The organism is Mesorhizobium sp. 113-3-9 (assembly GCF_016756515.1).
Classification (GTDB): Bacteria; Pseudomonadota; Alphaproteobacteria; order Rhizobiales; family Rhizobiaceae; genus Mesorhizobium.
The window spans coordinates 3,425,995-3,438,592 of record NZ_AP023246.1 but is presented as its reverse complement, the minus strand read 5'-3'; the positions used below and the strand labels follow the sequence as shown (position 1 = coordinate 3,438,592).

Below are 12,598 nucleotides of genomic sequence, written 5' to 3'. Positions count from 1 at the left end.
TCACCGCCCCACCCTGGCTCAGGATCCCCGGGCGACCACAGGCCGCGACGGCCCCATGACTGGCAAAGGAGAAGACCAATGACCAAGCACATGACGATGAAGACCCCGCCGATCGTTTCGAGGCAGGAATGGGACGCCGCGCACGAAAAGATGCTGGTGAAGGAGAAGGCGACGCTGCGCGCCAAGGACGCGCTCGCCGCCGAACGCCGGCGCATGCCGTGGTTGGAAGTGGACAAGGCCTACGTGTTCGAGGGCCCCAACGGCAAGGCAAGCCTGCTCGACCTGTTCGAAGGCCGCCGCCAGCTGATCGTCTACCGCGCCTTCTTCGAGCCGGGTGTCTATGGTTGGCCCGATCACGCCTGCCGCGGTTGCTCGCTCGGCGCCGACCAGGTCGGCCACCTCGCCCATCTCAACGCCCGCAACACCACGCTCGCCTACGCCTCGCGCGCCCCGCAGGCCGACATTGCGCGGCTGAAGACGCGGATGGGCTGGGAAATGCCCTGGTACACCATCACCGACAGCTTCGACAAAGACTTCGGGGTCGACGAATGGCATGGCCACAACGTCTTCATCCATGACGGCGACCGCGTCTTCCGCACCTATTTCATCAGCAGCCGCGGCGACGAGGCGATGGGCACGGTCTGGAGCTATCTCGACGCCACCCCGCTCGGCCGCCAGGAGGTCTGGGAGGACTCGCCCGAAGGCTATCCCCAGACCCCGCTCTACAGCTGGTGGAACTGGCACGACAATTACGAAGCCGGTGCCGACAAGAAGTGGGCCGAAGTGGCCGCCGCCGGCGAAGCCGCCTTCCGCGACAAGGGCGAACAATAGGACGATGGATCGACGCCATCCCGCTTGGGTTCCTCCTGCCCCACCTTGGGGGCGAGGAACCCAGGCGCAGGCCTCGTCACTGGCGTGATCATTAGGGAAAAGGACCATGACCGACATCCATTCCGGCACCGGCGGCGCGACCCCCGAAAATACCGCCCCCCTTGGCGTCGCCGACTGGCTGTGTCTCGCGGCGGCACCGACCTTCGCTCTGATGGCCCTGCTCTCGTGTCTTCAAGGTGGCGACGCGGCCATGCTGTGCATGGGCGGCTCGTCGCTGACCGGCCCGTCTTTAACCGGGATGCCGGCCATGTACCTGCTGATGAGCGCCTTCCACCTCGCACCCTGGCTGCGGGTGATTTCCGGCCGCCAGATCCGATAGCGCCGGTTCGCTGTCGCCATATCAAGACATCCACACATCGGAGAAGACAATGAAGCTGGTCAGGCTGAGAGCGCCGGGTGGCCTGGACAGGCTCGAACTGGTCGAGGAAGATCCGCCGCGGCCGGGGCCGGGTGACGTGCTGGTCAGGATCCGCGCCTGCTCGTTGAACATGCGCGACGATTTCGCGATGCAGGGCAAGACACCGCTCGCCGACGGCCGCGTACCGCTGTCCGACGGCGCCGGTGAAGTGATCGCCGTCGGCGGCGATGTCGATGCGCTACGGCCGGGCGACAGCGTGGTCAGCGTTTTCTATCCCTGGTGGCTGGACGGAGACATGACGCCCGCCACCAGGCGCGACATTCCGGGAGAAAGCTTCGACGGCTTCGCCAGCGAATATGTGTGCATGCCGGCGCATGCCTTCACGAAAGCTCCGGCGGGCCATAGCCATTTGGAGGCGGCGGCGCTCACCTGCACCGGCGTCACCGCCTGGCGAGGCCTGGTGGTGTGCGGCAAGGTGAAGCCCGGCGACACGGTGCTGGTGCTCGGCACCGGCAGTGTGTCGCTGTTCGCGCTGCAATTCGCCAAGGCCGCCGGCGCCCGGGTCATCGCTACCTCGTCAGACGAGGAAAAGCTGGAGCGGCTCGCAAGCCTCCGTGCCGACGCCACCATCAACTACAAGGCCGTTCCGGATTGGGGCCGCAAGGCCCGGGAGTTGACCGACGGGCGCGGGGTCGATCACGTGATCGAGGTCGGCGGCCCCGCCACGCTGGCGCAATCCCTGGTCGCTTGCCGGACAGGCGGCCACATCGCCCTGATCGGCGTCCTGACCGGTTTTGCCGCTGAAGTCTCGATCCCGGCCGTGTTTTCGAACCAGATCCGCATCAGCGGCATTTCGATCGGCAGCCGGGCGGACCAGGAGGACATGATCCGCGCGATAGAGGTCAACAGGCTGAAGCCCGTCATCGACCGCCGCTTTCCGCTGCGCGACATCGCCGCCGCCTTCACGCATTATGGAGCGCGAAAGCACTTCGGCAAGATTTGCCTGGAGCTTTGAGCCATTCCATCAGCAACAGCTAATTGACAGCCTGCAGGAAACGGCGCTCAGTGCCTTGTACAGGTGGATCGCAGCATCAGGCGGGCGATTTCGACCGCCGGCGTCACCCTGGGGAGGATGCCATGCCAACCGTAATCGGCCATCACGACATCACGAAAGACAGCAAGCACTGGCTCAGTTCACCCAAGCGCAAGGAGCTTTTCGGCTCGCTGGGGATCACCAACATCCGCACCTTCGTCGATCCCCAGAACCCGAAACGGGTGGCTTTGATGATGGACGTTCCTGACATGGATGCGCTGGCGGAAATGATGAAGAGCCAGAAAGCCGCCGACGCGATGGTGCACGATGGCGTGGTGCCGGAATCGCTGGTGATCCTGGTCGAAGCGAAAGCGTAGCCGCGCCAGGTCCGGCACTTCAGGTCGCTATATCGTTGACCGGCAGCAAGGGCTTGGGGAGGTCAGTCTCGCCGAGACCGGCGCGCAACTCGATCTCGATGTCGCGGCATATCTGCGAGATCGGAACGTCGTTGGCGTTGCCCTCGAACGGGTTGGCGCTGCTCTCGCCGACCTGGTCGAGAGACATGTAGGCCCAGCCCAGCAGCGTGCTGAACGGGATCGTCAGCCAGATGCCGATCGTGCCGAGCACGCCGCCAAGTTTGCCCATGTCGGCAAAGACCGGAACGACGCCGAACGGCAACAGCGTGCAGAAGATCATGACGAACATGGAACTGACGATGGCGTACTGGCGCGGATAGGGATTGTTCTTGATGCGGTCGCAGCGCGCCTGCTGATCGTGGAAATCGCGGATCAGCTTCGTCAGTTCGCCATAGATCTGCGGGGGGATCTTGGCGTCCTTGAGCAGTGCATTGACCTGGACCGATTGCATTTCGAGCAGGGCGATCGCCGGCTGCGGCGATTCCAGCACCTTGCCCGCCTGTTCGGCCAGCAACGGCTGCAAGTCGCCGGCGAGCGAGCCGGTATCCTCCTGGATGCGGTAGCGCCGCCGGTATTCGATATTGGCGGCCTTCCCCATGGATTCCCAGGGCATCGGCCGCCGCAGCGAAAAGCGCAGTGCCGTCACCCAGGCGATATGGCGGTAGATCAGTTGCCTGGCCGTCGGCGCATCGAGGAAGTCCCGGCAGAAATTCGACCACACCCGGCTGCTGGCGGTGATTTGCGTGAACGCCTGCAGCGCCTCACCGCTGCGGGTGAACACCTGCGAATTCTTGAAGCCGGCAACGAGCGACACGGTGGTGCCGAGCACCAGCACCACCGACCACGGCACCGAGAACCCAGCAAGGCCCGGAAGACGATAGGCCGCGACCGCCAGTCCGCTCACCACCACCATGTAGATGACGCTGCGCCGCGACCAGAGCGCGAAGTCGATCAGCTTGTAGGAACGGCCTACATACATCGGATCCCCCCTCAAAGATCGTGGACAGGCATGGTTGTCACGCGGCCGGTATCCAGGCCCTCAACGCGCGCTGTTTGCCCCGAACCGCAAGCCGTCCATCAACAGCTTGACCAGCCGGCGCGAGCGGTCGCGCCACTCCGGCGTATCGGGTGCGGAGTAGATGCCGGACAGTGCATGCAGCACGTCGGAGGCATCGACATCGCCCCGGATCGTGCCGTCGGCCACCGCTGCCTCGACCAATTGCCGCAAGGCCTGGGAGACCCTGCCCGACGTGTCGGAAAACAGCGTCGAATTGGTGGTGAGCAGGATGCGCAGGCTGGTTGCCAGGCCGCGCTTGGTGGCGATGTAGTCGACGAAGCGCCGCATCCACTCTTCCAGCGCGACATCGGACGGATGCTTCGCCGCAAGCTCGCCGGCCGCCGCGCACAGCGCCTCCACCTCGCGGCGGTAGACCACCTCGACCAGATGCTCGCGGGTCGGAAAATGCCGGTAGAGCGTGCCGATGCCGACACCGGCGCGGCGCGCAATGTCTTCCAGCGAGGCATCGATGCCGCGTTCGGCGAAGACCGATGCGGCCACCTCGACCAGCCGGTCGCGGTTGCGTTGCGCGTCCGCGCGCAGCGGCTTGGTTTCCGCGGCGGTGTTCGTTTCGGCGATGACGGACGGCTCAACGGCCAATTTTTTCTCCACGGTCGAAATATGGGGGCTTGAACCCGGCCGGGCCAGCCCCCACGTAATAAACGGAGGCGCCTCCGCTTTAGTGGAGTGCTTTCATCATATAAGAAGGGGAACGCTTATGTCACGCCTTTCGAACCTGCAAGCTGACATCTCCCCTGCCCGCCCATCTTCCGGGAGATCCGCTGTCACTTCCGCCAACACCTGACCAAAAGGTTACCTTGCCCTTCTCCGGCAAGGCACCAGTTCACTCCCGATCCGCGTCAAGCAAACTGGAGCCAGACGCCCATGACCAGTCTTCCCATCACGCTTACCATCAACGGACACCGACACGAACTGGAAGTCGATCCGCGCGTAACCCTGCTCGACCTCCTCCGCGAGCGGCTTGACCTCACCGGCACCAAGAAGGGCTGCGATCGCGGCCAGTGCGGCGCCTGCACGGTGCTGGTCGACGGCAATCGCATCAACTCCTGCCTGGCGCTGGCGGTCAGCCATGACGGCGCCAACGTCTTGACCATTGAGGGCGTCGCCCGTGGCGAGGACCTGCATCCGGTGCAGGCCGCCTTCATCGCCCATGACGGTTTCCAGTGCGGTTTCTGCACACCGGGCCAAATCATGAGCACGCTCGGCCTGATCGCCGAAGGACAGGCCGGCGACGACCCCGAACGCATCCGCGAGGGGCTGAGCGGCAACATATGCCGCTGTGCTGCCTATGGCGGCATCGTCGAAGCCGTCCTGGAAGCTCAGGAGCAACTTGCCAAAGCCGACCGGAGGACCGCGGCATGAGGGACTTCTATTACGTCAGGCCCGCCACGATCCCGGACGCCATCGCGGCGGCCGCGCAGCCGGGTTCGGCCTATCTCGCCGGCGGCACCAATCTGCTCGACCTGATGAAGGGCGGCATCACCAGCCCCGAGCGCATCGTTGACATCTCGCGGCTCCCGGAGCTCAACCGCATCGAACGGCTGGACGATGGCAGCCTGCGCATCGGCGCGCTGGTCCGCAACGCCGATCTCGCCCACGACACGGCATTCGCCAAGGCCTATCCGGCGGTGGCCGAGGCGCTGCTGTCGGGCGCCTCCGCGCAGCTTCGCAACGCCGCCACCGTCGGCGGCAATCTCCTGCAGCGCACGCGCTGCAGCTATTTTTACGACACCGCCAGCGCCTGCAACAGGCGCGAGCCCGGCACCGGCTGCGACGCGATTGGAGGCGAGAACCGCCTGCACGCCGTGCTCGGCTGGAGCGATGCCTGCATCGCCACCCATCCGTCGGACTTCTGCGTGCCGCTGGTGGCGCTCGACGCCGTGGTCGAGATCGAAGGCAAGCAGGGCCGGCGCCACGTGACGCTGGAGGAATTCCACCGGCTTCCCGGCGATACGCCGCAGCGGGAGAATGTGCTGGAGCCCGGCGACCTGATCGTGGCGGTGCGCCTGCCGGCAGAGGCAGCCTCCTTCGCTGCCAACGCCCGCTACCTGAAAGTGCGCGAACGCACCTCCTACGCCTTCGCCGTCGTCTCGGCCGCCGCGGCACTTGTCGTCGACAGCGGCAAGATCCGCGCCGCGAGGCTGGCACTGGGCGGCGTCGCGGCCAAACCGTGGCGGGCGCGCTCGGCGGAAGCCATCCTGCTTGGCGCGGATGCCAACGAGGCGACCTTCGCCAGCGCGGCGGACGCGGCCCTGGCCGATGCCAGCCCCTCCGGCGACAATGCGTTCAAGATCGAGCTTGCCCGCCGCATCGTGGTCAGGGCGCTGATATCGGCCATGGCGGGGACGCCCGAGCGGATACCGGCCCTTCCGGCTTCTCCCTTTTCCTCCATTCCCGGAGTGCGCCATGACGCTTGAACTCAGCCTCAACCAGCAACCCGCCCATGCGCGGCAAGGCTCCAGCATCGGCCAGCCGCTGACCCGCCGCGACGGCTTTCTGAAAGTCACCGGAGCCGCGCGCTACGCGGCCGATAACCATCCGCCCGGCATGCTCTATGCCGTGCTCGCCGTCTCCAGCATCGCGCGCGGTCGCGTCGCCGCGCTGGATATCGAAGCGGCCAAGGCGCACAAGGGCGTGGTCGAGGTGATGACGCCCGACAACCGGCCGGCGCTCGCCATCGATCCGGATGCCAAGGACAATCCCTTCATGTTCCGGCTCGACCTGTTGCAGAACGATCAGGTCCGCTACCCGAACCAGACCATCGCCGTGGTGATCGCCGAAACGCTGGAGGCGGCGACCGAAGGGGCGGCGCTGCTCTCGCCGCGCTATGAGGCGCTGCCGGCGCGCGTCGGTCTCGACAGCGCGGAAAGCTTCGTGCCGCGTGGTGTCGGCGTCGGCAATCCGGCCGTGCAGCACAAGGGCGATGTCGAGGCCGGCCTCGAATCGGCGAAGACGCGGATCGAAGCCACCTACGAGACGCCGGCCCAGTACCACAACGCCATGGAACCGCATGCGATCGTCGCCGCCTGGGATGGCGGCAGGCTGTCGATCGACACGCCGAGCCAGGGTCTTGCCATGGCGCAGGGCCGTATCGCCGGCCTGTTCGGCATCGCACCGCAGGACATCCACATCCGCAGCCCCTTCCTCGGCGGCGGCTTCGGTTCGAAAGGCATGATTTCGGGGCCGCAGGTGCTGGGCATCCTGGCGGCGCGTCTCGTCGGCCGTCCGGTCAAGCTGGTGCTGCGGCGCGAGCAGATGTACGGGCCGGTCGGCCACCGTGCTCCGACGCGCCAGACCTTGCGCATGGGCATGGATGGCGAGGGCCGGCTGACGGCGATCGACCACCACGCCAAGACCGCGTCGAGCACATTCGACGATTTCTTCGAGCCGGCGGCGGATGCCTCGCACACACTCTATGCCAGCCCGGCGATCGCCACCTCGCACGAGGCGGTGCGGCTCGACACCGGTACGCCGCTTTTCATGCGCGCACCCGGTGAAGCCACCGGCTCGATAGCCCTGGAGAGCGCCATCGACGAGGCGGCTCATGCCTGCGGCATCGACCCGCTGGAATTCCGGCTGCGGAACTATGCCGAAGTCGAGCCGATGACCGGCAAGCCGTTCTCTTCAAAGGCCCTGCGCGAATGCTACGCGCAGGCGGCCGGGGCGTTCGGTTGGGCGAGCCGCCCGCTTCGGCCGCGGCAGATGCGCGACGCCGACGGTTTCCTCACCGGCTGGGGCATGGGTACGGCGACGTTCCCGGCCCTGATGTTCCAGGCCGAGGCGCGTGCGGTGCTGAGGGCCGATGGCAGCGGCCTGATGGAGACCGGCGCACAGGACATGGGGCAAGGCGCCTGGACCGCCTTCGCCCAGATCGCCGCCGACGGGCTCGGGCTCGACATCGGCCAGGTCGATTTCAGGGCCGGCAGCTCCGACTTGCCCAATGCGGGCATTGCCGGCGGCTCCGGCCACACGGCGACGGCCGGCATGGCGATCCACAATGCCGGCGCCGCCGTCATCGCCAGGCTCGCCGATCTCGCCACCGGCAACGAGGCCTCGCCATTGTTCGGCGCCGGCAATGAAGGCGTGCTGGCGCGCGGCGGCCGGCTGTACCGGCGCGACGATGAAAGCCGCGGTGAAAGCTATGCCGAGATCCTCACGCGCGCGGGCCTCACTGAGATCGAAGGCCGTGGCAAGGCCGCCCCGGACCCGGCGTCCCAGGAGACCTATGCCAAGCATGCCCACGGTGCCGTGTTCGCCGAGGTCAAGGTCGATCCGGATTTCGGGCAAATCCGCGTCACCAGGCTGGTCGGCGCTTTCGCCGCCGGACGGGTCATCAACCCCAGGCTGGTGCGCAGCCAGTACTATGGCGGCATGATCTGGGGCGTCTCCTTCGCGCTGCATGAAGAAGCCAGCACCGACAGGCGCTCGGGCCGGATCCAGAACGCCAACCTCGCCGAATACCATGTCCCGGTGAATGCCGACGTGCCCTCGGTCGAGGCGATCCTGGTTCATGAGGACGACCCCCACGTCAACGCGCTCGGCATCAAGGGCGTCGGCGAAATCGGCATCACCGGCACCGCCGGCGCGGTCGCCAACGCGGTCTGGCATGCAACAGGCGTGCGGCCTCGCCGCTTTCCGATCCGCATCGAGGACCTGCTGGGGTGAGGAGTGGTCCGCAGAATGGACGGGAAGCCAATTGCCTGGCTTCCCGAACAACGAACGTTCGAAGCGACAGCCAAGGGCCGGACCGCTCGAGCTAGACCCGCCGGCTGCCCCGCCCGCGCAACATGATCAACCGACCTCGCGTCAAGCAACTGGAGCCCGACGCCCATGACGAAAATCCCCGTCCATCTCGATATCAACGGCCATCATCACGAATTGCAGCTGGAGCCGCGCGTGACGCTGCTCGATGCCTTGCGCGAACGGCTCGGCCTGACCGGCACCAAGAAGGGCTGCGACCACGGCCAGTGCGGCGCCTGCACCGTGCATGTCGACGGCGAGCGCGTGCTGGCTTGTCTGACGCTGGCGGCGCAGGCCGAGGGCCGCGCCATCACCACCATAGAGGGGGTTGCACGGGAGGGCGAACTGCATCCCGTGCAGGCTGCCTTCCTCGAGCAGGACGCCTTCCAGTGCGGCTATTGCACGCCCGGCCAGATCATGTCGGCGGTCGCCTGTATCCGCGAGGGCCATGCCGGCTCGGATGAGGAGATCCGTGAATACATGGCCGGCAATCTCTGCCGTTGCGGCGCCTATCCGCACATCGTCGCCGCCGTGCGCCAGGCAGCTTTGGAGGTCGCATCATGAGGGATTTTTCCTATCTGCGCGCCACTTCGGTTGATGCCGCACGACAGGCCGCCGCGCTCCCCGGCGCCATGCTGCTTGCCGGCGGCACGACGCTGATCGACCTCGCCAAATGCGGCGTCGCCGAACCCGACACGCTGGTCGACATCACCCACCTCAAGGGCCTCGACCGGATCGAAGTGGGCGAACACCGCGCCATCATCGGCGCGCTCGCCCGAATGGGCCATGTCGCCGACCATGCCGACATCAAGAGCCGCTTCCCCGCCATCTCCGAAGCGTTGTGGCAGGCGGCCTCGGCGCAGATCCGCAACATGGCGACCATCGGCGGCAATCTGATGCAGCGCACGCGCTGCCCCTATTTCCGCGATCCCTCGAACTTTTCCGCCTGCAACAAGCGCGAACCAGGCAGCGGCTGTTCGGCGATCGGCGGCGTCACCAGGGGCCACGCCGTGCTCGGCACCAGCGAGGCCTGTATCGCCATGTACCCCGGCGACCTCGCCACCGCACTGGTCGCCTTCGACGCGACAGTCCATCTCGGTGATCGCGGCATCGCGGTCGACGACTTCTTCCTGCTGCCCGGCACCACGCCGGAGAAGGAACACGCGATCGAGCCGGGCGAGATGATCACCGCCATCGAGATCCCCTCATCCGCTGCTGCCCGCCGTTCGACCTACCTCAAGATCCGGGACCGGCAATCCTACGAATTCGCGGCGGCCAGTGCTGCCGTAGGGCTCGAGCTGGAAGCCGATGGGCGCACCATCCGCGACCTGCGCGTGGCGCTCGGCGGCGTCGCGACGAAACCGTGGCGGGCGCGGGCCGTGGAGGCCGCCTTGATAGGCAAGGTGCTGGAACCGGACGCTGTCCACGCGGCCAGCCTGCTTGCCGTCGAGGGCGCTGTCGACCATGGCGCCAACCACTACAAGATCGAACTCGCACCGCGCGTTGTCGCGCGGGCCATCCTCAAATTGGGAGAGACGGCATGACTGTTCACACAAGACATGGCGACGCCTCGGATGGCGCGCTGGCGGAAGCCGTAGGCGGCCGGCTGTCGCGCGTCGACGGCCCGGCCAAGATCACCGGTGCGGCCAAATATGCCGTCGAGCAGCACCTCGAAGGCCTCGCCCATGCCGTGCTGGTCGAAAGCACGATTGCCTCCGGCAAGGTGCGCGCGATCGACACCGCGCAGGCGGAGGCAGCACCGGGCGTGCTCAAGGTGCTGACGCCGGACACCATCATCAGCCTGAGAACCGCGTCGGACTGGTTCGGCACGCCGCCGCCGGACAAGCCCTATTGCCCGCTGGCGCGCGACATCACCTTTTCAGGCCAGCATGTCGCCGCCGTCGTGGCGGAGACCTTCGAGCAGGCGGTCGCCGCGGCGGCGCTGGTCAAGGTCAGCTATGACGAGACGCCTTCCATCGTCGACCTCAGCGACGGCAAGGCCGGCGACGGCATCCCGATCGACGCCATGACCAAGGAATGGGGTGATGCGGCCACCGCCTTCGCCTCGGCGCCGGTGCGGATCTGCGCCGCCTACAACACGCCGCGCGAATACCAGGCGCCGATGGAGCCGCATGGCCTGATCGCGCGCTGGGAAGGCCATCGTCTGACCGTGTGGGAGCCCAGCCAATGGCTGGACGGCATGGCCCGCACCTATGCCGAATGGTTCGAAGTGCCGTTCGAGAATGTGCGGCTGGTCTCGCCCTATATCGGCGGCGGCTTCGGCTCCAAGGCGCTGGCGCTCAGCCACGGCGCGATTGCCGCCAGTGCCGCCAAGATGCTGGGCCGGCCGGTGAAGCTGGTGATGACACGGCCGCAGACTTTCACCGGCTATGGCGGCCGCGCCGCGACCCGGCAGACGGTGACCATCGGCGCCGACCATGACGGCGTGATCCAGTCGATCGTGCATCGCGGCGTCAATGAAACATCCATCGACGGCATGTGGGTCGAGCCGCTGGGATCGGTCACCTCGATCATGTACGCGACGCCGAATTTCTCCTCGAAGCAGAATGTCGTGCGGGTGAATTCCGTGGTGCCGGGCGCCATGCGCGCGCCGGGCGAAAACCCCTCAGCCTTCGGCATCGAGAGCGCCATCGACGAGCTCGCCTACGAGGTCGGCATCGATCCGCTGGAGATCCGGCTGCGCAACTATGCCGAACAGGACCCGCACGCCAGAAAAGCCTGGTCGACCAGGCAGTTGCGCGAGGCTTTTGCAGCGGGTGCCGAGCGCTTCGGCTGGGCCAGGCGCACGCCGGCGCCGCGCTCGATGCGCGACGGCAACCATTTGATCGGCTGGGGCATCGCCGCCGGCACCTATCCGGTGCGACGCGCCTATGGCGAGGCGGTCGTGCGCATCCTGGCCGACGGTTCGGTCGAGGTCGAAAGCTCCTCGATCGACATGGGCCAGGGCACCTACACCATCCTGGCGCAGACCGCCGCCGAAACGGTCGGCGTGAGCGCCGACGACGTGGTGGTGAAGCTGGGCGACTCCCGCTTTCCCCGCGCCGGCGTCACCGGCGGCTCGCGCCTTGCCGGGGTGATGACGGGTGCCGTCCACAAGGCGGCCACCTCGGCGCTCGACCAGTTGGTGGGACTGGCGATCAGCGATCCGCTCTCGCCCTTCCACACGCTGCAGGCGAACACTTTGGTTGTCGCCAACGGCCGCATAGCTTCACCGCGCGGCGACGGCCCCGATGTCTCGATCGCCGACCTGCTCAAGAGCGTGGGGCGCGACCGCATCGAGGCGACCGGCGACACCATGCCGGCCAACTCGACCGCCGAGGACCGCTACAAGAACTACACCACCATCGCCATGGCGCTGCCGCACACCGAGGGCGACTATTCCCGCCACTCCTGGTGCGCGCATTTCGTCGAGGTGCGCGTCGACGAGGATTTCGGCACGGTGCGTGTGTCACGCGTGGTGTCGGCGCTCGATTCCGGCCGGCTCTACAACCCGAAGCTCGCCGAGAGCCAGTGGAAGGGCGGCATCATCATGGGCATCGGCCAGGCCCTGCTCGAGGAAGGCATCGTCGACCGCCGCCATGGCCGCATCGTCAACAACAACCTCGCCGACTATCTGGTGCCGACCAATGCCGACATCCCCGACATCGAGGTGATCTCGGTCGGCATCCCCGACCTGCATTCCTCGGTGCTTGGCGGCAAGGGCGTCGGAGAGCTAGCCATCGTCGGCGTCGCGCCGGCGATCGCCAACGCGGTGTTCCATGCGACCGGAAAGAGGGTGCGGGATTTGCCGATCACGCTGGAGAAGCTGATCTGAGCGCGTAATCTCCCCCCTCGAGGCAGGGCAATCGCATATGAGTTTTTACGAAGAGGACCCCCACCCTAACCCTCCCCACAAGGGGGAGGGAACGCTGCCGCGCGCTACGCTTTGGCGTCGAAACTTCTACAGTTTGCCGAGTTCAGCGCCGGCGCGAGTCTCCCTCCCCCTTGTGGGGAGGGGTTAGGGGTGGGGGTACGTGCCGGGCAAACCTTCGGGAAGTTTCATATGCGATTGCCCTGCCCTT

12 protein-coding genes are annotated in these 12,598 nt (G+C 66.7%); 10 read left to right on the top strand and 2 right to left on the bottom strand.

Annotated features, from left to right (window positions below; translation table 11 throughout):
* The first annotated feature begins 78 nt into the window (after window positions 1-78).
* From MesoLj_RS16695 to MesoLj_RS16680, 4 genes are all read left to right on the top strand, one after another.
* Window positions 79-831, top strand: a complete 753-nt coding sequence (locus MesoLj_RS16695; protein WP_202326762.1) for a DUF899 domain-containing protein — start codon at window positions 79-81, stop codon at window positions 829-831.
* A 106-nt stretch (window positions 832-937) separates the two neighbouring features.
* Complete coding sequence (locus MesoLj_RS16690; protein ID WP_202326761.1) at window positions 938-1,210, top strand: hypothetical protein; 273 nt, start codon at window positions 938-940, stop codon at window positions 1,208-1,210.
* Between the two features lie 49 nt (window positions 1,211-1,259).
* Window positions 1,260-2,264 carry a zinc-dependent alcohol dehydrogenase family protein gene (locus MesoLj_RS16685; protein ID WP_202326760.1) on the top strand — a complete coding sequence of 335 codons (1,005 nt, stop codon included), beginning with the start codon at window positions 1,260-1,262 and terminating at the stop codon, window positions 2,262-2,264.
* A 122-nt stretch (window positions 2,265-2,386) separates the two neighbouring features.
* The gene (locus MesoLj_RS16680; protein WP_202326759.1) at window positions 2,387-2,659 is read left to right on the top strand and encodes a hypothetical protein; all 273 of its coding nucleotides are present in this window, start codon (window positions 2,387-2,389) and stop codon (window positions 2,657-2,659) included.
* Window positions 2,660-2,678: 19 nt separating this feature from the next.
* On the opposite strand, the gene MesoLj_RS16675 is transcribed toward MesoLj_RS16680, so the two are convergent.
* Both MesoLj_RS16675 and MesoLj_RS16670 read right to left on the bottom strand, forming a co-directional pair.
* The gene (locus MesoLj_RS16675; protein ID WP_202326758.1) at window positions 2,679-3,677 is read right to left on the bottom strand and encodes a bestrophin family protein; all 999 of its coding nucleotides are present in this window, start codon (window positions 3,675-3,677) and stop codon (window positions 2,679-2,681) included.
* Between the two features lie 60 nt (window positions 3,678-3,737).
* Complete coding sequence (locus MesoLj_RS16670) at window positions 3,738-4,355, bottom strand: TetR/AcrR family transcriptional regulator (protein ID WP_202326757.1); 618 nt, start codon at window positions 4,353-4,355, stop codon at window positions 3,738-3,740.
* Between the two features lie 285 nt (window positions 4,356-4,640).
* On the opposite strand from MesoLj_RS16670, the gene MesoLj_RS16665 reads away from it, so the two are divergent.
* The 6 genes from MesoLj_RS16665 (at window position 4,641) to MesoLj_RS16640 (ending at window position 12,351) form a co-directional block, all read left to right on the top strand.
* Complete coding sequence (locus MesoLj_RS16665) at window positions 4,641-5,138, top strand: (2Fe-2S)-binding protein (RefSeq protein ID WP_140771130.1); 498 nt, start codon at window positions 4,641-4,643, stop codon at window positions 5,136-5,138.
* Window positions 5,135-6,193, top strand: a complete 1,059-nt coding sequence (locus MesoLj_RS16660; protein ID WP_202326756.1) for an FAD binding domain-containing protein — start codon at window positions 5,135-5,137, stop codon at window positions 6,191-6,193. The genes MesoLj_RS16665 and MesoLj_RS16660 overlap by 4 nt, the downstream gene beginning before the upstream one ends.
* The gene (locus tag MesoLj_RS16655) at window positions 6,183-8,441 is read left to right on the top strand and encodes a xanthine dehydrogenase family protein molybdopterin-binding subunit (protein ID WP_202326755.1); all 2,259 of its coding nucleotides are present in this window, start codon (window positions 6,183-6,185) and stop codon (window positions 8,439-8,441) included. Before MesoLj_RS16660 ends, MesoLj_RS16655 begins: the two co-directional genes overlap by 11 nt.
* A gap of 165 nt (window positions 8,442-8,606) precedes the next feature.
* Window positions 8,607-9,080: a (2Fe-2S)-binding protein gene (locus tag MesoLj_RS16650; RefSeq protein ID WP_202326754.1), complete on the top strand. Its 474-nt coding sequence runs from the start codon at window positions 8,607-8,609 to the stop codon at window positions 9,078-9,080.
* Window positions 9,077-10,060: an FAD binding domain-containing protein gene (locus tag MesoLj_RS16645; protein ID WP_202326753.1), complete on the top strand. Its 984-nt coding sequence runs from the start codon at window positions 9,077-9,079 to the stop codon at window positions 10,058-10,060. Before MesoLj_RS16650 ends, MesoLj_RS16645 begins: the two co-directional genes overlap by 4 nt.
* Window positions 10,057-12,351, top strand: a complete 2,295-nt coding sequence (locus MesoLj_RS16640) for a xanthine dehydrogenase family protein molybdopterin-binding subunit (RefSeq protein WP_202326752.1) — start codon at window positions 10,057-10,059, stop codon at window positions 12,349-12,351. Before MesoLj_RS16645 ends, MesoLj_RS16640 begins: the two co-directional genes overlap by 4 nt.
* The last annotated feature ends 247 nt before the right edge of the window (window positions 12,352-12,598 follow it).

What these genes read in the sequence shown, in the direction of transcription:
- MesoLj_RS16695 (WP_202326762.1), top strand. Translation starts at nt 79, where the DNA reads ATGACCAAGCACATGACGATGAAGACCCCGCCGATCGTTTCGAGGCAG.
- MesoLj_RS16690 (WP_202326761.1), top strand. Translation starts at nt 938, where the DNA reads ATGACCGACATCCATTCCGGCACCGGCGGCGCGACCCCCGAAAATACC.
- MesoLj_RS16685 (WP_202326760.1), top strand. Translation starts at nt 1,260, where the DNA reads ATGAAGCTGGTCAGGCTGAGAGCGCCGGGTGGCCTGGACAGGCTCGAA.
- MesoLj_RS16680 (WP_202326759.1), top strand. Translation starts at nt 2,387, where the DNA reads ATGCCAACCGTAATCGGCCATCACGACATCACGAAAGACAGCAAGCAC.
- MesoLj_RS16675 (WP_202326758.1), bottom strand. Translation starts at nt 3,677, where the DNA reads ATGTATGTAGGCCGTTCCTACAAGCTGATCGACTTCGCGCTCTGGTCG.
- MesoLj_RS16665 (WP_140771130.1), top strand. Translation starts at nt 4,641, where the DNA reads ATGACCAGTCTTCCCATCACGCTTACCATCAACGGACACCGACACGAA.
- MesoLj_RS16660 (WP_202326756.1), top strand. Translation starts at nt 5,135, where the DNA reads ATGAGGGACTTCTATTACGTCAGGCCCGCCACGATCCCGGACGCCATC.
- MesoLj_RS16655 (WP_202326755.1), top strand. Translation starts at nt 6,183, where the DNA reads ATGACGCTTGAACTCAGCCTCAACCAGCAACCCGCCCATGCGCGGCAA.
- MesoLj_RS16650 (WP_202326754.1), top strand. Translation starts at nt 8,607, where the DNA reads ATGACGAAAATCCCCGTCCATCTCGATATCAACGGCCATCATCACGAA.
- MesoLj_RS16645 (WP_202326753.1), top strand. Translation starts at nt 9,077, where the DNA reads ATGAGGGATTTTTCCTATCTGCGCGCCACTTCGGTTGATGCCGCACGA.
- MesoLj_RS16640 (WP_202326752.1), top strand. Translation starts at nt 10,057, where the DNA reads ATGACTGTTCACACAAGACATGGCGACGCCTCGGATGGCGCGCTGGCG.